This window comes from Streptomyces sp. NPDC051987 (genome assembly GCF_040680735.1).
GTDB lineage: Bacteria > Actinomycetota > Actinomycetes > Streptomycetales > Streptomycetaceae > Streptomyces.
The window spans coordinates 17452-40646 of sequence record NZ_JBFAXI010000077.1 but is presented as its reverse complement, the minus strand read 5'-3'; the positions used below and the strand labels follow the sequence as shown (position 1 = coordinate 40646).

At 73.4% G+C, this 23195-nt stretch carries 23 protein-coding genes; 11 read left to right on the top strand and 12 right to left on the bottom strand.

The window, feature by feature from the left end; translation table 11 throughout:
- Window positions 1–152: 152 nt before the first annotated feature.
- Window positions 153–716 carry a hypothetical protein gene (locus tag AB0M11_RS30980; protein WP_365711319.1) on the top strand — a complete coding sequence of 188 codons (564 nt, stop codon included), beginning with the start codon at window positions 153–155 and terminating at the stop codon, window positions 714–716.
- Between the two features lie 15 nt (window positions 717–731).
- Here the strand turns inward: AB0M11_RS30980 and AB0M11_RS30975 are convergent, their stop codons facing one another.
- On the bottom strand, window positions 732–1241 hold the full coding sequence (locus tag AB0M11_RS30975) for a hypothetical protein (RefSeq protein ID WP_365711317.1): 510 nt from the start codon (window positions 1239–1241) through the stop codon (window positions 732–734).
- Between the two features lie 346 nt (window positions 1242–1587).
- Between AB0M11_RS30975 and AB0M11_RS30970 the strand changes: the two genes are divergently transcribed.
- Window positions 1588–1770, top strand: a complete 183-nt coding sequence (locus AB0M11_RS30970) for a hypothetical protein (RefSeq protein WP_181809683.1) — start codon at window positions 1588–1590, stop codon at window positions 1768–1770.
- Between the two features lie 99 nt (window positions 1771–1869).
- Here the strand turns inward: AB0M11_RS30970 and AB0M11_RS30965 are convergent, their stop codons facing one another.
- The 3 genes from AB0M11_RS30965 to AB0M11_RS30955 form a co-directional block, all read right to left on the bottom strand.
- Window positions 1870–2715, bottom strand: a complete 846-nt coding sequence (locus AB0M11_RS30965; RefSeq protein ID WP_365711315.1) for a hypothetical protein — start codon at window positions 2713–2715, stop codon at window positions 1870–1872.
- Window positions 2716–2880: 165 nt separating this feature from the next.
- Window positions 2881–3186, bottom strand: coding sequence for a hypothetical protein (locus tag AB0M11_RS30960; protein ID WP_365711313.1), 306 nt, complete (start codon window positions 3184–3186; stop codon window positions 2881–2883).
- A 90-nt stretch (window positions 3187–3276) separates the two neighbouring features.
- On the bottom strand, window positions 3277–3921 hold the full coding sequence (locus tag AB0M11_RS30955) for a class I SAM-dependent methyltransferase (RefSeq protein ID WP_365711311.1): 645 nt from the start codon (window positions 3919–3921) through the stop codon (window positions 3277–3279).
- A 141-nt stretch (window positions 3922–4062) separates the two neighbouring features.
- On the opposite strand from AB0M11_RS30955, the gene AB0M11_RS30950 reads away from it, so the two are divergent.
- The 5 genes from AB0M11_RS30950 (at window position 4063) to AB0M11_RS30930 (ending at window position 9077) form a co-directional block, all read left to right on the top strand.
- Entirely contained in the window at window positions 4063–4836 is a 774-nt protein-coding gene (locus AB0M11_RS30950) for an MHYT domain-containing protein (RefSeq protein ID WP_365711309.1), read from the top strand.
- Window positions 4837–4871: 35 nt separating this feature from the next.
- On the top strand, window positions 4872–7409 hold the full coding sequence (locus AB0M11_RS30945) for a sensor histidine kinase (RefSeq protein WP_365711307.1): 2538 nt from the start codon (window positions 4872–4874) through the stop codon (window positions 7407–7409).
- Complete coding sequence (locus AB0M11_RS30940; RefSeq protein ID WP_365711305.1) at window positions 7406–7843, top strand: roadblock/LC7 domain-containing protein; 438 nt, start codon at window positions 7406–7408, stop codon at window positions 7841–7843. Before AB0M11_RS30945 ends, AB0M11_RS30940 begins: the two co-directional genes overlap by 4 nt.
- Window positions 7844–7860: 17 nt before the next feature.
- The gene (locus tag AB0M11_RS30935; RefSeq protein WP_365711303.1) at window positions 7861–8274 is read left to right on the top strand and encodes a DUF742 domain-containing protein; all 414 of its coding nucleotides are present in this window, start codon (window positions 7861–7863) and stop codon (window positions 8272–8274) included.
- Window positions 8275–8471: 197 nt separating this feature from the next.
- Window positions 8472–9077 carry an ATP/GTP-binding protein gene (locus tag AB0M11_RS30930; RefSeq protein ID WP_361281122.1) on the top strand — a complete coding sequence of 202 codons (606 nt, stop codon included), beginning with the start codon at window positions 8472–8474 and terminating at the stop codon, window positions 9075–9077.
- A 3-nt stretch (window positions 9078–9080) separates the two neighbouring features.
- Here AB0M11_RS30930 and AB0M11_RS30925 read toward each other — a convergent pair whose 3' ends face one another.
- The gene (locus tag AB0M11_RS30925) at window positions 9081–9509 is read right to left on the bottom strand and encodes a PPOX class F420-dependent oxidoreductase (RefSeq protein WP_365711301.1); all 429 of its coding nucleotides are present in this window, start codon (window positions 9507–9509) and stop codon (window positions 9081–9083) included.
- A gap of 94 nt (window positions 9510–9603) precedes the next feature.
- Between AB0M11_RS30925 and AB0M11_RS30920 the strand changes: the two genes are divergently transcribed.
- Both AB0M11_RS30920 and AB0M11_RS30915 read left to right on the top strand, forming a co-directional pair.
- The gene (locus tag AB0M11_RS30920) at window positions 9604–10017 is read left to right on the top strand and encodes a roadblock/LC7 domain-containing protein (RefSeq protein ID WP_365711299.1); all 414 of its coding nucleotides are present in this window, start codon (window positions 9604–9606) and stop codon (window positions 10015–10017) included.
- 125 nt (window positions 10018–10142) lie between these two features.
- Complete coding sequence (locus AB0M11_RS30915; RefSeq protein WP_365711297.1) at window positions 10143–11009, top strand: DUF6397 family protein; 867 nt, start codon at window positions 10143–10145, stop codon at window positions 11007–11009.
- A 55-nt stretch (window positions 11010–11064) separates the two neighbouring features.
- On the opposite strand, the gene AB0M11_RS30910 is transcribed toward AB0M11_RS30915, so the two are convergent.
- Together AB0M11_RS30910 and AB0M11_RS30905 are read right to left on the bottom strand one after the other, a co-directional pair.
- On the bottom strand, window positions 11065–11931 hold the full coding sequence (locus tag AB0M11_RS30910) for an acyl-CoA thioesterase II (protein ID WP_365711295.1): 867 nt from the start codon (window positions 11929–11931) through the stop codon (window positions 11065–11067).
- A gap of 64 nt (window positions 11932–11995) precedes the next feature.
- Entirely contained in the window at window positions 11996–14509 is a 2514-nt protein-coding gene (locus tag AB0M11_RS30905; RefSeq protein WP_365711293.1) for a DUF3516 domain-containing protein, read from the bottom strand.
- A 145-nt stretch (window positions 14510–14654) separates the two neighbouring features.
- Here AB0M11_RS30905 and AB0M11_RS30900 point away from each other — a divergent pair, with 145 nt between their 5' ends.
- Window positions 14655–15449, top strand: a complete 795-nt coding sequence (locus AB0M11_RS30900) for a metal-dependent hydrolase (RefSeq protein WP_365711291.1) — start codon at window positions 14655–14657, stop codon at window positions 15447–15449.
- 32 nt (window positions 15450–15481) lie between these two features.
- On the opposite strand, the gene AB0M11_RS30895 is transcribed toward AB0M11_RS30900, so the two are convergent.
- The 4 genes from AB0M11_RS30895 to AB0M11_RS30880 all read right to left on the bottom strand — a co-directional run bounded on the left by AB0M11_RS30895 (window position 15482) and on the right by AB0M11_RS30880 (window position 20121).
- Entirely contained in the window at window positions 15482–15742 is a 261-nt protein-coding gene (locus tag AB0M11_RS30895) for a type B 50S ribosomal protein L31 (RefSeq protein WP_365711289.1), read from the bottom strand.
- Window positions 15743–15787: 45 nt separating this feature from the next.
- Window positions 15788–16258, bottom strand: a complete 471-nt coding sequence (locus AB0M11_RS30890) for a DUF5709 domain-containing protein (protein WP_365711287.1) — start codon at window positions 16256–16258, stop codon at window positions 15788–15790.
- A gap of 207 nt (window positions 16259–16465) precedes the next feature.
- Window positions 16466–18247, bottom strand: coding sequence for an ABC transporter ATP-binding protein (locus tag AB0M11_RS30885; protein WP_365711285.1), 1782 nt, complete (start codon window positions 18245–18247; stop codon window positions 16466–16468).
- A complete protein-coding gene (locus tag AB0M11_RS30880) occupies window positions 18244–20121 on the bottom strand; it encodes an ABC transporter ATP-binding protein (protein ID WP_365711283.1) in 1878 nt (625 codons plus the stop codon). The genes AB0M11_RS30885 and AB0M11_RS30880 overlap by 4 nt, the downstream gene beginning before the upstream one ends.
- 184 nt (window positions 20122–20305) lie before the next feature.
- Here AB0M11_RS30880 and AB0M11_RS30875 point away from each other — a divergent pair, with 184 nt between their 5' ends.
- Window positions 20306–21169 (top strand): L,D-transpeptidase family protein, encoded by an 864-nt coding sequence (locus AB0M11_RS30875; RefSeq protein ID WP_365711281.1) that lies wholly within the window; start codon window positions 20306–20308, stop codon window positions 21167–21169.
- A gap of 25 nt (window positions 21170–21194) precedes the next feature.
- Here the strand turns inward: AB0M11_RS30875 and AB0M11_RS30870 are convergent, their stop codons facing one another.
- Window positions 21195–23156: a peptidoglycan recognition family protein gene (locus tag AB0M11_RS30870; protein ID WP_365711279.1), complete on the bottom strand. Its 1962-nt coding sequence runs from the start codon at window positions 23154–23156 to the stop codon at window positions 21195–21197.
- Between the last annotated feature and the right edge of the window lie 39 nt (window positions 23157–23195).

Below are 23195 nucleotides of genomic sequence, written 5' to 3'. Positions count from 1 at the left end.
CGGAGGCCCGCACGCGCGCGTGTCGTTCCCCCGTGCCCGCGCGGCGGTGCCGCACCGGAAATGCTCCGGAATCATGCGCTCCATGGCATGGGTCCGTGTCAACGCCCGTGCGGTCCTCGCGCGATGACCGGAACGCGGTGACGCTTGGGGGTATGGCCATACCGCCCGTACCGCCACGACCGCCCGGCCCGCCGGAGGGCACTCCGCCGCCCGGCGGCCACGACGCGCCTCCGCCCGGCGGCTACGACCCGCCGCCGTACGGGGGCTTCGGCCCGCCGCCGGACGACGTGTCCGACCGGCCACCGTGGGCCGGCTTCGGGACCCCGCCCGGTGGCCAGGACCCGCCCACCACCGTCGGCTGGACGCCTCCGCGTCCGCCGCGGCGCCGCCGGGGACCGCTCTTCGCCGTCCTGGCCCTGCTGGTGGCGGCGGTGACCGTCGCCGTCGTCGTGCTGATGACGTCCGGCGGCGACGGCTCGACCGGCGAGCGTTCCGCCACGAGCAGTCCGAGCCCGTCCGGCTCGGGCCGCCCCTCGTTCAGCCTGCCAACCGAACTGCCCACCGGCCTGCCGTCGGGTCTGCCGACCGGACTGCCCACCGGCCTGCCGTCGGGTCTGCCGACCGAACTGCCCTCGCAGTGGCCCTCGTCACTGCCCGGCGAGCTGCCGAGCGACCTGGACTCCCTGCTGCCCTCGCTGCCCTCGCTGCCGGGATGACCTCCGCGCCCCGGGTCACAGCCCCTGGGGCAGCCGGACGTACACCAGGGTCGTCTCGATGCCGCTGTCGCGGTGGTTCACGCGCGCGATGCCCTCGATCTTCATCGGCACCCCGGGCACCGTGTTCAGGTCGACCACGAGACGCTTGCCGAGCACCGGGACCCCGGCGGCGGCCGGGTCGGCCAGCTGCTTCAGCGAGGGGGAGGCGGTGTCCTCGTCGTAGGCACCGCCGAGGATGTCCGACCGGCGGTCCAGCCTGACCACCTCCCCGTCCGGGCCGTACGACAGCGCGGTCCGCGCGTCGTAGGAGTACGGCGCCTCGTCCCGGCCTGCTTGGTCGGGCAGCCCGGTGACGGCCCTGCCGAGCGGGATGTCGCCGAGGGCGGCGGTGCGCACGACCCGCGCCCCGCCGGACGACGAGGCCTCGGCCGTGCCCGTCGCCACGAGGGCGGCGGCCAGAGCCAGGGGCAGACCCGTCGCGACGAAACGGTGGACGCTGCGTCTGCCGGTGGCGTGCGGGGACATCTGAGGCCTCCTGGTGGCAAGTTCGTCGGCAGCGGCCAGAGGTGGGCCCCAGGAGGAACACCGCTCGACCGGCCGGTGAACGGAGGGCGACCGCCACTCGGCGGATCATCGGTTCTCGGCCCCTGGAGGCGGACCGCCGGATTCCGCGGCCGGTGGGCACCTCGGGAGCGGTACCGGAACGGTTGCGCCGAGAGCGGGGCTGCTTCACCGTCTGTTCGACTCGGCGCTCCGGGGCCAGTAGGGGGCGCTCCTCAGGGATGTCTCAGGGTCGCCGTTCGGAACCGTGACAGGCGCGGGGCCGTTCTCAGATCAGAGAGCGGCAAGAGCCGCGAAGGAGGCGACGCCGATGTCGAAGAACGCGAAGATCGCCGCAGGGGGTGTGGCGGTCGGGCTCATCCTGCTGATATGGCTGCCCTGGTGGGTGACGTTCCTGATCGTGGTGGGCGTCCCGGTGGCCGCGTACCTCACCCTCGACCCCTCGCAGCGGCGCAGGCTGCGCAGGGTCACGCGCAAGGAGATCGGCCGCTGACGGCCCGCCGGGCGGCCTGCCCGGGGCCGTGCCCCTTCCCGACGCCTGCAGGGGGCGGGGCCGCGCGCCTGCAGAGGGCTGGGCGCGGCCCTGGAGGGCTCACAGGGGCCGTACGGCCATCTTGTCGAGGGCTTCCAGGAGGCCGGGGAGCTCGGGTCCCCGGCCGACCGGCAGGACCTCGCCCGGTTCCTCGTCGAGGAGCACGAAGGCGATGTCGTCGGTGCGCGCCACCAGCGACCAGCCCGGACCGTCGGCGCGCAGCGTACGGGCGTCGCTCGTGGCGAAGGAGGACCGGACCCGGCCCAGGGGCGGTGGGGTGTCCACGTAGGCTCGCGCCTCGGCCAGCACGCGGCGGACCCCCAGGTGCCCCTTCGGGGCCCCCTCGGCGTCCTCGGCGGCCGCCTCGGCCCCCTCCGCGCCGGTGGCCGCGGCCACCGGCGGGAAGCGGTCGTCGCTGATCTGCTCGCGCCAGAGCGCCCACTGCAGGGCGATCTCGTCCGCGCCCAGCCGCCGCTGGGCGGGGCCCCAGGTGCTGGTGTCCGGCGGGGACAGCGCGGCACGGCCCGCCGCCTCGGGACCGGGGTCGTGCGGCGCGGGGACGTTCGGGGCCGCCACGGCGACCGCCAGCGGCCAGCCGGGCAGGGCGGCGACCACGGTGCGCTCGTCCGGCGACAGGTCGTACTCCATGCCGCAGTCCCAGGACGCGATCGCCACGGCGACCAGCGAGACGTCGTCGATGACGACCGTCCAGCGTGCGCCCTCGCCGTCCTGGCCGAGCACCAGGCCGTAGCCGTCGGCGAGCGGCATCAGCTCCAGCGCCGCGCAGGCCTCCGGATAGTCGTCGCCGAGCACGCTCGGAAACTGCGCGGGCGTCAGCAGCACCGCCGTGAGCACGTACAGTGCCTCGTCCGCGGCGACGGCCTCCTCCTCGTCGGTCCCGGCCATCCCTGCCTCCCCAGTGGTTCTTCCAACGGCGCGCACCCTAGTGCGACCGGAAGGCCGTTGTCACGACCGGCCGCTCCGTGCGGAGCTGCAGTTTTCCCCCGGGACCGGACGAAACGACCTCGGCGGCGAGCAAGAAGCGACCCCTGCCCCGGCGGTACCGGAGGCTCAGGACACCGGCAGCCCGAGAAGGTCACGCGCCACCGCGGCCGGCGACTCGTCCCGCTCCCGGGCCAGGGTGAGCACCGCCCGGCACGCCAGCTCGCTCACGCCGAACGACAGCGCCTCCGGCGACACCCAGCCCGCCGCCTCCTCGATCCGGTCCTGGTCGTTCGCCGCCCGGGCCGCGACGTACACGGCCGCGGCCTCGAACAAGTTGTGCGTCCGCCGCTCACGCTTCCCGCCCGCTTCCGGCACCCTTTCGCCCTCGGTGCCGCGAAACCTGCCTGCGTACCTGCGGATCCGGTCGAACACGCGGGCCCCTTTCTCCGGTCGACTGTCGCCTCGGAACATCTGCTGTCCCCTGTCGAACCTATAGGCGAAGCCGCGGTGACAGAAGACGCGTCAGGGCTGACGGGCGACCTCGCCGGGGGTGGCCGCCGGGCCGGTGCGCACCGCCAGCGCCAGGAACCGGGTGTCCTCGTCCACGTACGACGTCATGCGCCAGCCCGAGCCGGCCAGCAGCGGGCCCACGTTGCCCGCCGCGCGCAGGTCGTCCGGCGTGACCTGCCGTCCCTGGCGTGCCGCCAGCGCGGAGCGGCCGACGGGGTGGAAGAGGGCCAGGACGCCGCCGGGGCGGACCACGCGCGCCAACTCCCGCAAAGTCTCCGCCGGCCGGGGCAGATGGGCGATCAGGCCCGCGGCGAACACGGCGTCGAGGGATGCCGAACGCACCGGCAGCGCCCCGACGTCGGCGAGCAGCAGCTGCCCGTCACGATCCCGGCCTGCCCGCCGGGCGGCCTGGAGCATCGCCGGGGTGAGGTCCAGGCCGAGGACCGCGCCGGTGGGTCCCACGGCCCGGCGCAGCGGCGGCAGGGCACGCCCGGTGCCGCATCCCGCGTCGAGCACCCGGTCGCCCGCGCGCAGCCGCAGCTCGGCGACGGCGGCCGCGTACGCGGGAGCGTCGTCGGGGAACCTGCTGTCCCAGTCGGCCGCCCGCGCGGTGAAGAACTCCCGGACGTGTGTGTGCTCGTCGCTCATGGTCCGCATGATGCCTCACCGTCACGGAGGACGACCCTGTGCGCATGTTCGAGCGGGACGCGATCGTTCCGGCACATCTCTGGGTCACATTGCGGCACCTTTCGAAATGCGCCCCCTTTGTGCGACCGTGCCCCCTAGCGTCCCTGAGCCATGGGACATCTGGACCACGCCACCTTCGGCTGGCTGACCCCGGTGCTGTCGTACGTCATGGCCTGCATAGGCGCCGCACTGGGGCTGCGCTGCACCGTCCGCGCGCTCGGCAGCACCGGCCGCTCGCGCCGCAACTGGCTGCTCACGGCGGCCTCCGCGCTCGGCACCGGCATCTGGACCATGCACTTCGTGGCCATGCTGGGCTTCGGCGTCAGCGGAACCGACATCCGCTACGACGTACCGCTGACCATCCTCAGCCTGCTCGTCGCGGTCGTCGTGGTCAGCGTCGGCGTCTTCGCCGTCGGCTACGGCCGCGACCGCAACCGGGCCCTCGTGCTCGGCGGACTCACCACCGGGCTGGGCGTCGCCAGCATGCACTACCTCGGGATGGCGGCCGTCCGGCTGCACGGCGCCGTCCGCTACGACCCGGTGCTCGTCGGGATCTCCGTCCTCATCGCCGTGGTCGCCGCGACCGCGGCCCTGTGGGCGGCGCTCAACATCCGGTCGCCCGTCGCGGTCACCGTCGCCTCCCTGGTCATGGGGGCGGCCGTGAGCAGCATGCACTACACCGGGATGTTCGCGGTCAGCGTGCGGGTCACGCCCTCCGGCAGCCCCCTGCCCGGGGCCACGGCGATGCAGTTCATCTTCCCCCTCGCCGTCGGCCTCGGGTCCTATCTGTTCCTCACGTCGGCCTTCGTCGCGCTCTCGCCCACGGCCGGGGAGCGCGAGGCGTCCGCCTCGGCCCAGCGGCCCGTCACGGGCGCCGCGCGCTGACCGGCACCGCCCCACCCACCCCGAGCGAGGAGGCCATGCGCACACCCCGTAGGACCCCCACAGCAGGCCCGGAGTCACCGTCACCGCAGCCGCCGCGCGGCCGCCGCGCGCACGCCGGACCACCCGCGGACGAACCGGCGGACGACACCGTCGGCACCGCGGCGGACCACGTACCGATGCGGCCGGGAGGCTGGCGGCTCCGCCCGCGGACCGTGCGGGCCAAGGTCGTCTGCCTGCTCATGGTGCCGGTCGTCTCCCTGCTCGCCCTCTGGGCGTACGCCACGGTCACCACGGCGCAGGACGTCGCCCGGCTGCGGCAGTCCCAGCGCGTCGACGCCGCGCTGCGCACCCCCGTCGCCACCGCCGTGGCCGCGCTCCAGGCCGAGCGGGCCGCCGCGGTCCGGTACGCGACCGACCCGACGGCCGGACAGGACGCCGACCTCACGAACCTCGGCGCCCGCACCGACCGGGCCGTGGCCGTGCTCCGGCTCGGCCGGGACAGCACCGTCGCCGACAGCGAGGAACTGCCCTCCGGCGTCGCCCGGCGGCTCAAGGCCTTCGTCACCGGCGCCGAGCGGCTGCCCACCCTGCGCCGAGCGGTGCGCGACCGCGGCGCCGGCTGGGACCCGGCCTACGAGCAGTACACCCGGACCATCGCCTCGGCCTTCGCCGTGGACGGCGCCCTGACCGGTGTCCAGGCCGACGACATGGGCTCCGACGCGCGCGTGCTGCTCGAGTTCTCCCGTGCGGACGAGGCGTTGGCCCAGGAGGACGCGGTTCTCGGCGGCGCCCGACGGGCCGGCCGTCTCGACGGCGCGCGGCTGCGGCTGTTCACCGGCGCCGTCGGCACCCGCCGCGCCCTCACCGACACGGCCGTCGGCGATCTGCCGGGGACCCAGCGCACCGCCTGGCACCGGCTTGCCGGCGGCGACGACTACACCGCGCTGAGCGCCGCCGAGGACCGGATCCTCGCGAGCGCACCCGGAGCCAAGGCGCTCGGCGCGGTCCCGGAAGCGACCTGGGACACCGCGCACGCGCGCGTGCTGGACGGCATGCGCACCATCGAGGCCGACACGGCGCGCGCGGTGGCGGGCCGGACCGATCCGGTCGCCCGCGGCCTGTTCACCCCGGCCGGCGCCGCCGTCCTGCTCGGTCTGCTCGCCGTGGCCGCCTCGCTCGTCATCTCCGTACGCATCGGACGCGGCCTCGTCGTCGAGCTGGTGAGCCTGCGCAACGGCGCCCTGGAGATCGCCCGCCGCAAACTCCCCGAGGCGATGCGCAGACTGCGGGCCGGCGAGGAGATCGACGTCCGCGCCGAGGCACCTGCGGGCCCTCCCGCCGAGGACGAGACCGGGCAGGTCGCCGAGGCCCTCGCCACCGTGCACCGCGCCGCCCTGCGCGCCGCCGTGGAACGCGCCGAACTGGCCAGCGGCATCTCGGGAGTCTTCGTCAACCTCGCCCGACGCAGCCAGATCCTGGTGCACCGCCAGCTGAGCCTGCTGGACAGCATGGAACGCCGCTCCGACGACCCCGGCGAACTGAGCGACCTCTTCCGCCTCGACCACCTCACCACGCGGATGCGCCGCCACGCGGAGAGCCTGATCATCCTCTCCGGAGCAGCCCCCGGCCGGGCCTGGCGGATGCCGGTGTCCCTGACCGACGTCGTGCGGGCAGCCGTCTCCGAGGTCGAGGACTACGCGCGCGTGGAGGTACGACAGCTCCCCGAGGCGGCCGTCATCGGCGCGGCCGTCGCCGACCTCACCCATCTGCTCGCCGAACTCGTGGAGAACGCCGCACAGTTCTCGCCGCCGCACACGCGCGTGCGCGTCACCGGCGAGCCCGTCGGCAACGGTTACGCCCTGGAGGTCGAGGACCGCGGGCTCGGCATGGGCCCGGAGACCCTCGCGGAGGCCAACCGGCGCATCGAGCAGTCCGAGGCCCTGGACCTGTTCGACAGCGACCGGCTCGGTCTCTTCGTGGTCAGCAGGCTCGCGGCCCGCCACGGCATCAGGGTGCACCTGCGGACCTCCCCGTACGGCGGCACCACCGCCGTGGTCCTGCTGCCCAAGGCCCTGCTGCACGGCGGTCCTGCGGACCGCGCCGGCCGACCGCCGACCCACCCGGAGCAGGCACCGGCCCACGCCGAGCAGGCACCGTCCCGCGCCTATCCGCGCGTGGCCGACGCCGTCCTCCCGGAACCGGCCCCGGCCGGCCGGCCCGCCCTCGCCGCCACGTCCGCCGCGACGCGCCCCGCGCCCGAACCCGCGCCCGAACCCGCGCCCCCCGGAGTCACCACCTTGAGGCCGCACCGCCCACCGCACGGCTCCGAGCCGTCCGACGACGACCTCCCACGCCGGGTGCGGCAGGCGAACCTAGCCCCCCAACTGCGCGATCCCCGCGCAGAGGAGCCCGTGCCGGACCGCGGCCGGGACGAACGCACCCCCGAACTCGTCCGCGACCGCATGGCCGCCTACCGCGACGGCTGGGTGCGCGGCGGCGGCAGACAACCCGGCCGCGCCGTTTCTCCGGAAGGCCCCGTGGGCACCGACAGCACCGAAGGAGACCGCCCATGATCCCGGACCCGAGCACGAGAGCGGAGCGGCGCTCCGGCGAACTCGACTGGCTGCTGGACGACCTGGTGCTGCGCGTCACCGAGGTACGGCACGCCGTCGTGCTCTCCAACGACGGCCTCGCCGTCGGCGCCTCGACCGGCCTCGCGCGCGAGGACGCCGAGCACCTCGCCGCCGTGGCCTCCGGTTTCAACAGCCTCGCCAAGGGCGCCGGACGGCACTTCGGGGCGGGCGGGGTGCGCCAGACCATGGTCGAGATGGACGACGCCTTCCTCTTCGTGGCGGCCGCGGGCGACGGTTCCTGCCTCGCCCTGCTCACCGACGTGACCGCCGACATCGGCCTGGTCGCCTATGAGATGGCCCGTCTGGTCAAGCGCGTCGGCGAGCACCTCCACACCGCGCCGCGCGTGGCCGCCCGGCCGCCCGCCGCCGGCTGAGCGGAAGACCGCCGCCGATGACCGAGTACACGACCGGCGCCCCGCACGAGCCGGGCAGCCAGTGGTACGACCGCGAGGCCGGGCCCCTGGTCCGCCCCTACGCCATGACCGGGGGCCGCACCGCACCCGGTCCCACCGGCGTGCAGTTCGACCTCATCGCCCTGGTCACCCTGGATCCGGGCGCGGCCGGCACCGACGACGACGCCGTGCTCGGCCCCGAGCACCGGGCTCTGGTCGACCTGTGCCGGCTGGAGACGCAGTCCGTCGCCGAACTCGCCGCCGGCGCCGACCTGCCGGTGGGCGTGGTCCGGGTGCTCCTGGGCGACCTGCTGGAACTGGGCCGGGTCACCGTGAGCCGCCCGGTACCGCCGGCCCAGCTGCCCGACGAACGGATCCTGCGTGAGGTCATCGAGGGATTGCGGGCACTGTAGACGAGCATGCGGAACCAACCGGCCGCGAACCGGTCGAAACAGATGCCTTCCGGTCCAACCCTCCGTGCGGGGGCGGCAGTTGCCATGATGCTGGCTTCGCAACGTCCTGTGCCGCCCAGCCGGTGTCCCGACCTCCACCGCAGCAGCTACTCCCGGCTCTCGTGGTCCTCCCGAGAGCCCTCCCGAGAGAAGTGATCATGGTCTCCGAGCACTCCGAGTCCACCGCCGACGACGCGTCGGCCATGGCGCTGAAGATTCTGGTCGCCGGCGGCTTCGGCGTCGGGAAGACGACCCTGGTCGGAGCCGTCAGCGAGATCCGTCCGTTGCGCACCGAGGAGATGCTCAGCGAGGCGGGCCAGCTGGTGGACGACACGGACGGCGTGGACCAGAAGGTCACCACCACCGTCGCCATGGACTTCGGCCGCATCACCATCCGCTCCGGACTCTCCCTGTACCTCTTCGGCACCCCGGGCCAGGACCGCTTCTGGTTCCTCTGGGACGAGCTGTCGCAGGGAGCGCTGGGCGCCGTCGTCCTCGCCGACACCCGCCGCCTGGAGGACTGCTTCCCGGCGGTCGACTACTTCGAGCACCGGCACATCCCGTTCGTCGTCGCCGTCAACTGCTTCACCGGTGCCCGGAGCTACGGCGCCCACGACGTCTCCCGCGCCCTCGACCTGGACCAGGGCACGCCGGTGGTGCTGTGCGACGCCCGGGACCGGGACTCCGGCAAGGAGGTGCTGATCCGGCTCGTCGAGTACGCCGGACGGATGCACACCGCCCGGCTCCTCGACTCGGTGGGCTGAGCCTCAGCCGGTGAGGTCCTTGAGCGCCACCACCTTCTCCACGGTGACCCGCACCAGCAGCTCGCCGGGGACGCCGTTGCGGGCGCCGAACTCCTCCGCGCGCTCCTCACCCATGTAACGGGCCGCGATCCGGGTGGCCGAATCACGCAGTTCACCCAGGTCCTCCGAGAGCCGGGCACGCCCGTTCAGCACCACGAAGTGGAAGGGCGGCCGGTCGTCGTCCACGCAGAGGGCGACCCGCCCGTCACGGGTCAGATTGCGCCCTTTCACGGTGTTCTTGCCGGTGTTGAAGACCAGTTCGTCCCCGTCCAGCAGGAACCAGACGGGCGCCACATGCGGGCTGCCGTCGGCGTTGACGGTGGACAGTTTGCCGGTACGGGTGCCGTGCGAGACGAACGCCCGCCATTCCTCGTCGGTCATCTTCTCTGCCATGCCCCCATCATCCTTGCCCGGACGCCGGTGGTGGGGAAGGCTGGCGGGGAGATCCTCCAGCCAGGGGGAGACGGTACGCGGGGAGACGCTGGACATGGCGCAGAACCAGGGGCTCGGCTGGCTGCTCGACGACCTGACCGAGCGCGTGGAGCACGTACGGCATGCGCTGGTCCTGTCGAACGACGGACTGGTCACCGGAGCCAGTACCGGCCTGCGCCGGGATGACGCGGAGCATCTGGCCGCCGTCGCCTCCGGGCTGCACAGCCTCGCCAAGGGCTCCGGGCGGCACTTCGGCGCGGGCCAGGTCCGGCAGACGATGATCGAGTACGACGAGGCGGTCCTGTTCGTCACCGCGGCCGGAACCGGCAGCTGCCTGTGCGTGTTCAGCGGCGCAGAGGCCGACATCGGCCAGATCGCCTACGAGATGACCCTGCTGGTCAACCGTGTCGGCGAACACCTCGCCGTGGACGCCCGGCAACCGGAGCGCTCCTCCCTGATGGACCTCTGACCTGCGCGTTCACCCCCGTCGCGGAGTTGTCCACAGGCTTCCCCCGCGTCTCGCCGAAGCGGCTACGGTTCTTCCACGGCGAGCGCACCGGGCGCGAGCCACCCACTCCACGGGGGAGCACGACCATGTCCGGCACCACCCTCACCCCAACCCGCCCGACCACCTGCGCGCCGAGCCGCGCCGCCCGCGAACTGGGCCTCAAGCGAGGTGAGTTCGACCTCGCGGTACGCCTCGGGCGGATCCGCACCGTGCCCGACGAGGGCGGCGGAGGCCGCCGTGTCCCACAGGCGGAGATCGACCGGCTGCACGGCCGGTCCGCGTCCCTGCGCGACAGCGTGCGCGTCGTGGGGACGGCCGAGGGCGCGTCCCTGATGGGGATCCCGGCGGGCAGGTTCACCCGGGTGGCGCGGCTCGGCCTGGTGACTCCGGTGACGTGGTACCCGAACCGCTACCGGGCCGTGGTCTGGCTCTATCTGGCGGAGGAACTGCGCCGGTTCGCTGCCGAGGAGAAGAACGCCCGGCTGCTCACCGGCCGGACGCCCGCCGAACTGAGCGACCGGCTCAAGGCGGGCGCCGACCACCGGGCCCGCACCTGGCGCGGACGCCACTGCGGTTTCCTGCTCCGGCAGGCGGAGGGGCCCTGGGAGCGGGCCGGGGTGGTGGCCGGCTTCCTGGACCCCGGTGAGATCGACGACGTGCTCCCGGACCCGCACGAGCGCGTCCACGTGACGGCCCTGCGGCCGGCCCCGCCCGCCCACGGCGCGCCGGGCTCGCCGGCCGCGCAGCTCGCCGAGGAGCTCATGACGGCCGCCGAGCCGGACGAGATCGAGTGGTTCAGGCACGACCTGGCACGGGAAGCGGCGCAGGCCCGCACGCACCGGCCGGCTCCCCGCCCGGCCGCACCGTCCCGGCATCCCGCGCCCGACCGGCCACCGCTCACCCGCGGACTGCGCGGCTGGCTGCTGCGCAGAAGCCCGCGCCCCGCCCACTGACCGGCAACCCCGCCCCGGCCCGCTGCCGCCTGCCCGACCTCTCGGGGCGGTACGCCTAGAGCGCGCGGAACAGCCCCTCCTGGACGACCGACACCAGCAGCCGCCCGTCCAGGTCGTAGACCCGCCCGCGGGCCAGGCCGCGGCCGCCCGTGGCGATGGGGGACTCCTGCTCGTACAGGAACCACTCGTCCGTGCGGAACGGCCGGTGGAACCACATGGCGTGGTCCAGTGAGGCGATGTCGAAGTTCCGCGGGCCCCACAGCGGTTCGACAGGCACCCGGACCGCGTCCAGGAGGGTCATGTCGCTGGCGTAGGTCAGCGCGCAGGTGTGCACCAGCGGGTCGTCGCCCAGCGGGCCGACCGCGCGCATCCACACCGCGCTGCGCGGCTCGGCGCCCGCCGTCTCCTCGGGGGTCCAGCGCAGCCGGTCGACGTAGCGGATGTCGAACGGCTGGCGGCGCGCCATCCGCTCCAGCCGCTCCGGCAGTTCACCCAGGTGCTTGCGGATCTCCTCCGCGAGCGTCGGCAGCGACTCCGGGTGCGGCACCTCGCGCGACAACGGCAGCTGGTGCTCGAAGGCAGCCGGCTCAGGCTTGTGGAAGGAGGCGGTCAGATTGAAGATCGTGCGGCCCTGCTGCACGGCGGTGACCCGGCGCGTCGTGAACGACCGGCCGTCCCGGACCCGTTCCACCTGGTACACGATCGGCACGCCCGGCCGGCCCGGGCGCAGGAAGTACGCGTGCAGCGAGTGCACCGGACGGTCGCCGTCCGTGGTGCGGCTGGCCGCGACCAGCGCCTGGCCGGCCACCTGGCCGCCGAAGACCCGCTGGAGGGACTCCTGGGGGCTGCGCCCCCGGAAGATGTCGACCTCGATCTGCTCCAGGTCGAGCAGGTCGACCAGTCTCTCGGCCGGGTTGGTCATGGGTGGGATTCTCCTGTGCTCGGACCTGTGCTGGGACCTGTGCTCGGACCTGTTCCGGCGCTGCTCAGAGCTGGCCGACGTCGGTGACGCGGACGACCGCCCGGCCCTCGGCGTCGGAGGCCGTCAGGTCGATCTCCGCGCTGATGCCCCAGTCGTGGTCGTCGTTCGGGTCGTCGAAGATCTGCCGGACCCGCCAGAGCCCGTTCTGCGGCTCCTCCTCGATCACGAGCAGCTTCGGACCGCGGGCGTCGGGGCCGGTGCCCAGGTCCTCGTACTCGTCCCAGTACCTGTCCATCGCCTCGCCCCAGGCCTCGGCGTCCCAGCCGGACTCCGCGTCCATCTCGCCCAGTTCGTCGACCCGGTCGAGGGCGGCGAGCTCCACCCGGCGGAACATCGCGTTGCGCACCAGGACCCGGAAGGCACGCGCGTTGGCGGTGACCGGCTTGACCTCGTCGGCCTTCTCCTGGGCCTCCTCGGCGGTCATCTCCTCCGGGTTGGCCAGCTGCTCCCACTCGTCCAGCAGGCTGGAGTCGACCTGGCGGACCATCTCGCCCAGCCACTCGATCAGGTCCTGGAGGTCCTCGGACTTGAGGTCGTCCGGGATGTTGTGGTCCAGGGCCTTGTAGGCGCTCGCGAGGTAGCGGAGCACGATGCCCTCGGTGCGGGCCAGCTCGTAGACGGACACCAACTCGGTGAAGGTGAGTGCCCGTTCGTACATGTCCCGGATGACCGACTTCGGCGACAGCGGATGGTCGCCGACCCAGGGATGGCTCTTGCGGTACGTGTTGTATGCGTGGAACAGCAGCTCTTCCAGGGGCTTCGGGTAGGTGATGTCCTGGAGGCGCTCCATGCGCTCCTCGTACTCGACGCCGTCCGCCTTCATCGCGGCGACGGCCTCGCCCTTCGCCTTGTTCATCTGGGCGGCCAGGATCTGGCGCGGATCGTCCAGGGTGGACTCCACGACGGACACCATGTCGAGGGCGTACGACGGGGAGTCGGGGTCGAGGAGCTCGAACGCGGCCAGGGCGAAGGTCGACAGCGGCTGGTTGAGCGCGAAGTCCTGCTGGAGGTCGACCGTGAGCCGCACGATCCGCCCGGTGGCGTCGGGCTCGTCGAGCTTCTCGACGATGCCGCCGTCGAGCAGCGAGCGGTAGATGGCGATGGCCCGGCGGATGTGCCGCAGCTGCTGCTTGCGCGGCTCGTGGTTGTCCTCCAGGAGGTGGCGCATGGCGTCGAAGGCGTTGCCGGGTCGGGCGATCACCGACAGCAGCATGGTGTGGGTCACGCGGAACCGCGAGGTCAGCGGTTCAGGCTCGGACGCGATCAGCTTCTCGAAGGTGTTCTCCGTCCAGCCGACGAAGCCCTCCGGCGCCTTCTTGCGCACCACCTTGCGCCGCTTCTTCGGGTCGTCGCCTGCCTTCGCGAGGGCCTTCTCGTTCTCGATGACGTGCTCGGGCGCCTGCGCGACCACCAGACCGGCCGTGTCGAACCCGGCCCGCCCCGCCCGGCCCGCGATCTGGTGGAACTCACGGGCGCGCAGGGTGCGCACCCGGTTGCCGTCGTACTTGGTGAGGGCGGTGAACAGGACCGTGCGGATGGGCACGTTGACCCCCACGCCCAGGGTGTCGGTGCCGCAGATGACCTTCAGCAGACCGGCCTGCGCGAGCTTCTCCACCAGGCGGCGGTACTTGGGGAGCATGCCGGCGTGGTGCACGCCGATGCCGTGCCGGACGTAACGGGAGAGGTTCTGGCCGAACTTGGTGGTGAAGCGGAAGTTGCCGATCAGTTCGGCGATCTGCTCCTTCTCCTCCTTCGAGCACATGTTGATGCTCATCAGCGCCTGCGCCCGCTCCACCGCCTGTGCCTGCGTGAAGTGCACGATGTAGACCGGTGCCTGCTTGCTCTCCAGCAGCTCCGTGAGCGTCTCGGTCAGCGGGGTGAGCTGGTACTCGTAGGAGAGCGGCACCGGGCGGGTCGCCGAGCGGACCACCGCGGTGGGCCGGCCGGTGCGGCGGGTGAGGTCCTGCTCGAAGAAGGAGACGTCGCCGAGGGTGGCCGACATCAGGATGAACTGCGCCTGGGGCAGTTCGAGGAGCGGGATCTGCCAGGCCCAGCCGCGGTCGCCCTCGGCGTAGAAGTGGAACTCGTCCATGACGACCTGGCCGACGTCGGCCTGCCTGCCGTCGCGCAGCGCGATCGAGGCGAGGACCTCCGCGGTGCAGCAGATGACGGGCGCGTCGGAGTTCACGGAGGCGTCGCCGGTGAGCATGCCGACGTTCTCGGTGCCGAAGAGCTTGCACAGCTCGAAGAACTTCTCCGACACCAGCGCCTTGATCGGGGCCGTGTAGAAGGTGACCTCGTCCCGGGCCAGCGCGGCGAAGTGCGCGCCCGCGGCGATCATGCTCTTGCCGGAGCCGGTCGGTGTCGACACGATCACGTTCGCCCCGGAGACCGCCTCGATCAGCGCCTCCTCCTGGTGGGGGTAGAGCGTGAGACCGCGCTCCTGGGCCCACGCCTCGAAGGCTTCGTACAGGGCGTCTGGGTCGGCGGTCGGCGGCAGCTGATCGATGAGGGTCACGCCCCCATCTTGCCTGGCCCAGCCGCTCAGGGGGGAATCGGCTTCGAGCCCGAAGATCATGACCGCTACGCTGTGTCGCCGACGGAGCGTCATCGCACCCGGTCAACTGGACAGTGGCACACGAGGAATGGGGCGGGCAACGGCCATGATGGGACCAGCACACTCACTGTCGGGAGCCGCCGCCTGGCTCGGCGTCGGAGCGGCGGCCGCCGCGGCCGGGCACGCGATGCCCTGGCCGGTGCTGCTGGTGGGGGCGCTGATCTGCGCCGGCGCCGCGCTCGCCCCCGACCTCGACCACAAGGCCGCCACCATCTCCCGCGCCTTCGGGCCGCTCTCACGCTGGCTCTGCGAGATCGTCGACAAGCTCTCCTACGCCGTCTACAAGGCGACCCGGAAGCAGGGCGACCCGCGCCGCTCCGGCGGCCACCGCACCCTGACCCACACCTGGCTGTGGGCGGCGCTGATCGGCGGGGGCTGCTCGGCCGCCGCGATCCTGGGCGGCCGCTGGGCGGTGCTTGCGATCCTCTTCGCGCACATGGTGCTGGCGATCGAGGGCCTGCTCTGGCGGGCGGCCCGCGGATCCAGCAGCGATGTGCTGGTGTGGCTGCTGGCCGCGACCAGCGCCTGGATCCTGGCGGGCACCCTGGACAAGCCGGGCAACGGCTCGGACTGGCTGTTCACCCAGCCCGGCCAGGAGTACCTGTGGCTGGGACTGCCGGTGGTGCTGGGGGCGCTGGTGCACGACATCGGGGACGCGCTGACCGTCTCCGGCTGCCCGATCCTGTGGCCCATCCCGATCGGCCGCAAGCGCTGGTACCCGGTGGGCCCGCCGAAGGTGATGCGGTTCCGGGCCGGCAGCTGGGTCGAGCTGAAGGTGCTCATGCCGGTGTTCATGGTGCTCGGCGGCATAGGCTGCGCGGCCGCTCTGAACGTGATCTGACCCCCGGGCCGGCCGGCCGGCCCCGAACCGGGTCAGCCCCCCGACACCGAACCGCTCCCGTAACGGCCCTCGAACGCGGCGACGCGGCCCTCGGAGTCCACCGTGCGGGCCTTCCCGGTGTAGAAGGGGTGGCTCTCGGAGGAGATCTCCACATCGACCACCGGGTACGTCTCGCCGTCGTCCCACTCGATGGTCTGGTCGCTGCTCGCGGTGGACCGGGTCAGGAAGGCGTATCCGGCGGCACGGTCCCGGAAGACCACCGGGTGGTAGTCGGGGTGCTTGTCCTGCTGCATGGCGGCTCCTCGAAGGACGGGTCGGTCGGGGCAGGGCGGCCGGGATCAGTCGTAGGTCGCGTCCTCGTCGACGATGTGCACCGCGGCCTCCTCGGCGGAGGCCCCGGCGCCGTCGATGCCGACGTCGCTGGCGACCAGGCCGTTCTCGTCGTCCTCGTGCGCCCCCTCGTTCGGGGCCACGAGCCGGCCGGAGCGCAGGTCACCGACCTCGTTGTCCAGCGGCTCGCCGTCGGTGCCGTCGCAGTCCCCGATGCCGTCGCCGTCGGGCACCGCCAGCTCGGGCAGTTCCTCGGCGAGCCGCTGGTCCAGGGTCTCGCCGTGGTGGCGCTCCGCCGCGGTCACCCCCGTGTGCTCCACGGCCCAGGGGCGTTCCGGCGGGGACCAGCCGCGGTCGAGGGGATCGGCGACGCCGTCGAAGTCCAGGGTGTCCTCGACGTCGAGCACACCCGAGTCCTCCCGGATCTCCGACTCGTCGGGCTGGTAGACGTCGTCCCCCCATCCGTCGGCGGTGGTCACGGCTACCTCCAGGGAGTGAGGACGCGGTCCGTACGGTGGGCCGCCGGCACCCCGGACGGCGGGCGCGCGCGCCGAGAACCGGATGGTTCCCGGCCGGTCCCCGCACCGGTGCCGCTCTCCAGCCTTCCACCCCTGCTCGCACCCGCGCAACGGCACGCGGCGCGACCTGCGGTGTGCCGCACCCCGAGCTCCGGGCGCCGCGGTCCGTCACCCGTGCCACGACCGCCACAGCGCCGCGTAGGCGCCGTCGGCCGCCACCAGCGCGTCGTGGCTGCCGAGCTCGCTGATCCGGCCGTTCTCGACCACGGCGATGACGTCCGCGTCATGGGCGGTGTGCAGCCGGTGCGCGATCGCGACCACGGTGCGGCCGTCCAGGACCCGGGCCAGGGACCGTTCCAGGTGGCGGGCGGCGCGCGGGTCCAGGAGCGAGGTCGCTTCGTCCAGGACCAGCGTGTGCGGATCGGCCAGCACCAGCCGGGCCAGGGCGATCTGCTGCGCCTGCGCCGGGGTCAGGGCGACGCCGCCCGAGCCGACCTCGGTGTCCAGGCCCTCCTGAAGAGCCTGCGCCCAGCCGTCCGCGTCGACCGCGCCGAGGGCGGCCCACAGCTCGGCGTCCGCCGCGTCGGTCCGGGCGAGCAGCAGGTTGTCGCGCAGGGAGCCCACGAAGACGTGGTGCTCCTGGTTGACCAGGGCGACGTGGGACCGGACCCGCTCGGCGGTCATCCGGGACAGTTCGGCGCCGCCGAGGGTGATCCGGCCGGTCCGGGGCGCGTAGATCCCGGCGAGCAGCCGGCCCAGGGTGGACTTGCCCGCTCCCGAGGGGCCGACCAGGGCCAGCCGGGTGCCGGGCGAGACCTCCAGGGAGACCTCGCGCAGCACGTCGACGCCCTGGAGGTAGCCGAAGCGCACCTCGTCCGCGTGCACCTGCCGGCCGGCGGGGGCCAGCGCGGCGTCCCCCGCGTCCGGCTCGATGTCCCGGACGCCGACCAGCCGGGCCAGGGACACCTGGGCCACCTGGACCTCGTCGTACCAGCGCAGGATCAGGTTCACCGGCTCGACGAGCATCTGGGCGATGAGCGCGCCCGTCGTCAGCTGGCCGACGTCGATCCAGCCCCGGAGGACGAAGACGCCGCCGATGATCAGCACCGAGCCGAGGACCGTGGTGTGGGTGGCGTTGATCGCGGGGAACAGCACCGACCGCAGCCACAGGGTGTAGCGCTCCCACGCCGTCCACTCCCTGACCCGGCGCTCGGACAGAGCGATGCGGCGGGCGCCGAGCCGGTGCGCCTCGATGGTGTGCCCGGCGTCCACGGACTCCGCGAGGGCGGCGGCCACGGACGCGTATCCGGCGGCCTCCGAGCGGTAGCCGGCGGGCGCCCGCCGGAAGTACCAGCGGCAGACGATCACCAGGACCGGCAGGGCCAGCAGCACGGTGGCGGCCAGCGGCGGAGCCGTGACCACGAGCCCGCCGACCAGCAGCACGACCCACACCACGCCGATCGACAACTGCGGCACGGCCTCCCGCATGGCGTTGGCGAGCCGGTCGATGTCCGTGGTGATCCGGGACAGCAGGTCGCCCGTGCCCGCCCGCTCCAGGACGCCAGGCGGCAGCCCGACCGACCGGACGAGGAAGTCCTCGCGCAGATCGGCCAGCATCCGCTCGCCGAGCACGGCACCGCGCAGCCGCACCTCGCGCACGAAGACGGCCTGGACGATGAGCGCGAGCACGAACAGACCGATGGTCAGGCCCAGATGAAGATCGCGGGCGCCGTCGGAGACCCGCTCGACGAGTCCGCCCAGCAGGTAGGGGCCGGCCATGGACGCGACCACGGCGACCGTGTTGACGGCGACGAGGACGGTGAAGGCGCGCCGGTGCCGGCGGAACAGCTCGGCCACGTAGGCCCGGACGGTCGCGGGGGCGCCGACGGGCAGGGTGGTGGCCGTGGTCGGGGCCGCCGGGTCGTACTCCGGTGGCGCGACGCCGATCATGCGCTCTCCTCGATCTCTTGGCATGCCGCGCCGCGCAGGGCGACCTCGTTCTCCGCCTGCACCGCGCCGCGCAGCGCGGCCTCCTCGTCCCGGGCGCCCCGCGGGAGGGCCCGGTCGGCCAGGGTGTCCGGCACGGTGACCTCGTCGTCCGTCTCACGTGTCACCACCGCCCGGTATCGCCGTTCGGTGCGCACCAGTTCGCGGTGCGCGCCGACCGCCACGACCTCCCCCTCGTGGACGAGGACCACCCGGTCGGCCCGGTCCAGCAGCAGCGGAGAGGAGGTGAACACGACGGTGGTGCGGCCGGAGCGCAGTGTGTGGATTCCCTCCGCGATCCGGGCCTCGGTGTGCGAGTCGACGGCGGAGGTGGGTTCGTCCAGGACGAGCACCCCGGGGTCGGTGATCAGCGACCGGGCCAGCGCGAGCCGCTGGCGCTGCCCGCCCGACAGGGACCGGCCCCGCTCGGTGATCCGGGCGTCCAGCGGGTCGGTGACGTCCAGTGAGCCCTGGACCAGGGCCTCCAGGACGTCCGCGCACTGGGCGGCGGCCAGCGCGTCCTCGGCCCGCACGGCTCCGGAGGAGGGCACGTCGAGCAGCTCCCGCAGCGAGCCGGAGAGCAGCACCGGGTCCTTGTCCTGGACGAGCACCGCGGTCCGGGCGGTCTCCAGGGGCAGTTCGTCGAGCGGGACGCCGCCGAGCAGGACGGAGGTGCCGGCCTCGGCCGGGTGGCCGCCCAGCCGTTCGGCGAGGCGTCCGGCCGCGTCGGGGTCACCGCAGACCACGGCGGTCAGCCGGCCCGCGGGCGCGAGCAGGCCGGTGGCGGGGTCGTACAGGTCGCCGTCCGGCACCGTGTCCGCGCGCGAGCCGCCGGTGTCCGTGGCCCGGTCCAGGGAGAGTACCCGGGCGGCCCGTTTCGCCGACGGTCGGGAGAAGGAGTAGGCCATGGCGATCTCGGTGAAGTGCTGCAGGGGGTAGTTGAGGATCATGACCGCGCTGTAGACGGTGACCAGTTCGCCGACGGTGACGCGGCCCTGCCGGGCCAGGTGGACGCCGTACCAGACGACCGCGATCAGCAGCAGTCCGGGCAGCAGCACCTGGATCGCGGCGATCAGCGACCACATCCGGGCGCTGCGCACGGCGGCGTGCCGTACCTCTTGGGAGGCGCGGCGGTAGCGGTCGAGGAAGAGGTCCTCGCCGCCGATGCCGCGCAGCACCCGCAGCCCCGCGACGGTGTCCGAGGCCAGCTCCGTGGCCCGGCCGGCCTTGGCGCGCTGGACGTCGGCGCGCTGGGTGGCCCGGGGCAGCAGCGGCAGCACGGACAGCGCGACCAGGGGCAGGCCGGCGGCGACGGCCCAGCCGAGCTCCGGCTGGTAGCAGACCAGGGCGACGCCGACCACGACGACCGTCAGCGCGGCCGCGGTGAAGCGCGAGACCGCCTCGACGAACCAGCCGATCTTCTCGACGTCGCCGGTGGAGACGGCCACCACCTCACCGGCAGCCACCCGCCGGGTCAGCGCGGAGCCCAGCTGGGTGGCCTTGCGGGCGAGCAGTTGCTGGACCCGGGCGGCCGCGGTGATCCAGTTGGTGACGGCGGCCCGGTGCAGGAAGGTGTCGCCGACGGCGATCGCCGTACCGCACAGCACCAGCAGACCGCCCGTCAGGGCCAGCCGGGTGCCGGAGTGGTCGACGACGGCCTGGACGGCGAGCCCCACGCAGAACGGGAGCGCCGAGACGGACACGAAGTGCAGCAGTCCCCAGGCCAGTGCCTTGAGCTGACCGCCCAGCTGATTCCGTCCCAGCCACCACAGGAACCGGGGGCCCGAACGCGCGTCCGGCACGCCCGGATCGGAAAACGGAAGATCTTGAATCTGCATGGCGTCCCAGCGGCTCGGGTCGGGGGAGGTGGCGACAAGCCGTGAAAGGTTCGCCTCGGAGCGTCGTCGAAATCAAACGGTTTTCCCCGGGGCCGCCGAAAAACCGCCCCCATTCGGGCAGGACGCACCGCGCCGAACGCACCGAATGCGGCCATTTTTTCGTGTATTCAATACATTGCCCGTTATGCGGTTTCAGGGTGGCAAGGTGCAGATCAAGAGCGTCCGGCGGGCGACCGGCACGGCGATGGCGGTCCTCGGAGCCGTCCTGGTGACCCTGAGCGCCTGTCAGGCGTCACCGGGCGGTGGCGCGAAGAACGGCCTGCCGGGGCCGCCCGCCCGAGCCAGGCCGCAGGGAGCTCCACGAGCCGCCGGAGCGGTTCCGGCCGGTCAGCAGGACCGGGCCGCGCCCGCCGGGGATCCGGGCGGGCTCCCGGGCGTGGGGGAGCTGCTGCGCTCGGCGATCCCCGCCGACTCCGCCCAGGTCGTCGCCGTGTACGGCGAGGACAGGGACTCGGCCGACTCCACGGTCGTGCTCTACACGAGGGACACCCGCGGCGCCCGGGACGCCTGGGCCGCCCAGGACACCCGGGACGGCGCCGGCTGGCGGCCGGTGGGCAGCTGGCCCGCGCACAACGGGCGGTCCGGCTGGACCACCGACCACTTCGCCGGTGACGGGCGCAGTCCGGTGGGCGTGTTCACCGTGACCGACGCCGGCGGGGTGCTCCCCGATCCGGGCACCCGGCTCTCCTACGAGCAGGGCCGGGACCTCTACGCGCCCCCGCGCTCCTGGAGCCCGGCGTACCGGCACGACTTCGACTACGTCATCGCGATCGACTACAACCGCCTGCGGGGCACACCGCCGCACGACACCACCCACCCCTGGGGCGACGGCAAGGGCGGCGGCATCTGGCTGCACCTCGACCACGGCAGCGGCACCTCGGCCTGCATCGGCCTGCCCGGACAGGCCATGGAGCACCTCCTGCGCACGCTCGACCCGGCCCTCGACCCGGTGGTGGTGATGGGGGACCGCCCGACCCTGCTGTCCTAGCACCGCCCCGGGCCCGCCGCCGGGCTCACCGGCCGCCCGGCACGGCCCCGCTCCCGGACGGGTCGGCCGTTCCGGCGGGCGCGTCCAGCACGTCCACGTCGTCCGCCCGGACGTAGGCGAGCCGGTGGCCGAACTGGATCTCGTAGTACCTCTTCCGGCCCAGCACCACGGGCTGCGGCGTGTCCGAGAAGGTGGACCGGTCGACGTAGGAGCCGCCGACGACGGACTGCGTCACGTACCGCTGACCGGCCCGCAGGCTGTACGGCAGCGGCAACTCGTCCTCCTCCTCCATCCCGTCCGGGTAGGCCTCCTCCTCGGGGAGGGCGCGCCCGAACACCGGGATCTCGTCCAGGCCCTGCTTCGGCGTCACCATGCGGCCGCTCGCGCCGACCGCCGTCGGGTGCGCGACGGGGTTCTCGAACCACGCCTTGTGGCCCTGGTACCAGATCGCCGTCCACTCGCCGTGGCGGTCGGCCACGGCGAAGACCTGGCCGGTGGAGACCCGCGAACCCAGGTCGCTCACGTCCTCCGTGGACGGGTCGCCGTCCGGCCTGCGGCCCGGGTCCTGGATCAGCGGGGCCTTGACGTCCGGCCGGGTGTACAGGCGGACGGCGCTGGAGCCGTGCGGTGCGCACCGTGTGCCGTCGCCGTCGCACCCGGTGTACCGCGGTTTGTGGGTGGCGTAGTCCGGCAGGATCATCACCATGGGGCTGTCCGGTCCGGCCGTGGCCCTCAGCGGTGCGCCGAGCAGGTCGAAGTAGTGCCGCCAGTCCCAGAACGGCCCCGGGTCCTCGTGCATCTCGGGGATGCTCTCGCCGGTCGGGGAGGGCACGTTGTCGTGGCCGAAGATGTGCTGCCGGTCCATCGGGACGCCGTACTTCTTCGCCAGGAAGCGCACCAGCCGGGCCGAGGACCGGTACATCTGCTCGGTGTACCAGGTCCCGGGGTGGGCGAGGAAACCCTCGTGTTCGACGCCGATCGAGCGGGCGTTGACGAACTTGCTGCCGGAGTGCCAGGCCTCGTCCTTGGTCCTGACGTGCTGGGTGACGTGGCCGTCGCTGGAGCGGACGGAGTAGTGCCAGGACGCCTCCGTCGGGTCCTGCACGGTCTGGAACATGTTGGGCAGCTTCGACTCCGTGTCGTGGATGACGATGTACTCGATCCGCTGGTCCCGAGGCCGGTCGGCGAGGTCGTGGTTGCCGTAGTCGCCGTCGTCGTCGATCTCCTCGTAGGGTGCGGCGAGCCAGTCGCAGGCCAGTTCGGGCGGGCACTCGACGTTCTTCGGCCGTTTGGGGGCGGGCGGCCCGGGGTGCGCGCGGACCCCCGGGGTGGCGGGGAGGGTGACCTCCTGTCCTTCGGCGGTGGTGCGGTGGGCGCCCCGGCGGATCAGGCCGAAGACGTCGTCGGCGTAGGTCGTCGCCGCCGTGACGTCACGCGTACCGGGGAAACGTTCCACCGCCTGCCACCAGTCCTCCGGGTCGGTGCTGAGCGGCTTGCCGAGGTGCCGTTGCACGGCGGCCAGCAGCGCCGCGCCGCCGCGGACGTTGGCCACCGCGTCCGTCCGCAGCTCTCCGGCGGGGACCTTGATCAGCCGTGCGGCGTGCTGCAGGTCGGCGGGCTGCACGGCGTGACCGCCCGCGGCGGACGCCCCGGCCGCCGGCCGGCCGGACCCGCGGCCGTTCGACCCCGGCCGGCCCGCGGCCGGCGTTGCTGCGCGGTCGGTGTCCAGCAGGTGCATCGGCCCGTAGCCCCCCGCGACGCTGGGCGTCCCCGGGTGGGTGTCCCAGCGCGACTGCATGTAGGACACGCTCATGAGCACGCTGCGGGGCACGTGGAACTCGCGCGCGGCATCCGTGAAGGCGTTCTGCAGACGCTGGTCGTCCGGGTCGTCGGCACCGGACGCCGGGAGGATCAGCAGCGGTGGCAGCAGCGCGGCCGTCGCGATCAGGCAGGCCGTCAGACGGCACGTGCGGAGGGCACCGGGCACACGTGGAGCGACAGTTCTTCTCATACCAGAGGGTCTCCA

Excerpts from the sequence above, each read along its gene's own strand:
- AB0M11_RS30955 (WP_365711311.1), bottom strand. The coding sequence starts at position 3,921 with ATGCGGACCATGAGCGACGAGCACACACACGTCCGGGAGTTCTTCACC.
- AB0M11_RS30950 (WP_365711309.1), top strand. The coding sequence starts at position 4,063 with ATGGGACATCTGGACCACGCCACCTTCGGCTGGCTGACCCCGGTGCTG.
- AB0M11_RS30920 (WP_365711299.1), top strand. The coding sequence starts at position 9,604 with ATGGCGCAGAACCAGGGGCTCGGCTGGCTGCTCGACGACCTGACCGAG.
- AB0M11_RS30915 (WP_365711297.1), top strand. The coding sequence starts at position 10,143 with ATGTCCGGCACCACCCTCACCCCAACCCGCCCGACCACCTGCGCGCCG.
- AB0M11_RS30975 (WP_365711317.1), bottom strand. The coding sequence starts at position 1,241 with ATGTCCCCGCACGCCACCGGCAGACGCAGCGTCCACCGTTTCGTCGCG.
- AB0M11_RS30980 (WP_365711319.1), top strand. The coding sequence starts at position 153 with ATGGCCATACCGCCCGTACCGCCACGACCGCCCGGCCCGCCGGAGGGC.
- AB0M11_RS30965 (WP_365711315.1), bottom strand. The coding sequence starts at position 2,715 with ATGGCCGGGACCGACGAGGAGGAGGCCGTCGCCGCGGACGAGGCACTG.
- AB0M11_RS30875 (WP_365711281.1), top strand. The coding sequence starts at position 20,306 with ATGCGGTTTCAGGGTGGCAAGGTGCAGATCAAGAGCGTCCGGCGGGCG.
- AB0M11_RS30930 (WP_361281122.1), top strand. The coding sequence starts at position 8,472 with ATGGTCTCCGAGCACTCCGAGTCCACCGCCGACGACGCGTCGGCCATG.
- AB0M11_RS30970 (WP_181809683.1), top strand. The coding sequence starts at position 1,588 with ATGTCGAAGAACGCGAAGATCGCCGCAGGGGGTGTGGCGGTCGGGCTC.
- AB0M11_RS30910 (WP_365711295.1), bottom strand. The coding sequence starts at position 11,931 with ATGACCAACCCGGCCGAGAGACTGGTCGACCTGCTCGACCTGGAGCAG.
- AB0M11_RS30935 (WP_365711303.1), top strand. The coding sequence starts at position 7,861 with ATGACCGAGTACACGACCGGCGCCCCGCACGAGCCGGGCAGCCAGTGG.
- AB0M11_RS30885 (WP_365711285.1), bottom strand. The coding sequence starts at position 18,247 with ATGATCGGCGTCGCGCCACCGGAGTACGACCCGGCGGCCCCGACCACG.
- AB0M11_RS30880 (WP_365711283.1), bottom strand. The coding sequence starts at position 20,121 with ATGCAGATTCAAGATCTTCCGTTTTCCGATCCGGGCGTGCCGGACGCG.
- AB0M11_RS30940 (WP_365711305.1), top strand. The coding sequence starts at position 7,406 with ATGATCCCGGACCCGAGCACGAGAGCGGAGCGGCGCTCCGGCGAACTC.
- AB0M11_RS30895 (WP_365711289.1), bottom strand. The coding sequence starts at position 15,742 with ATGCAGCAGGACAAGCACCCCGACTACCACCCGGTGGTCTTCCGGGAC.
- AB0M11_RS30925 (WP_365711301.1), bottom strand. The coding sequence starts at position 9,509 with ATGGCAGAGAAGATGACCGACGAGGAATGGCGGGCGTTCGTCTCGCAC.
- AB0M11_RS30900 (WP_365711291.1), top strand. The coding sequence starts at position 14,655 with ATGATGGGACCAGCACACTCACTGTCGGGAGCCGCCGCCTGGCTCGGC.
- AB0M11_RS30945 (WP_365711307.1), top strand. The coding sequence starts at position 4,872 with ATGCGCACACCCCGTAGGACCCCCACAGCAGGCCCGGAGTCACCGTCA.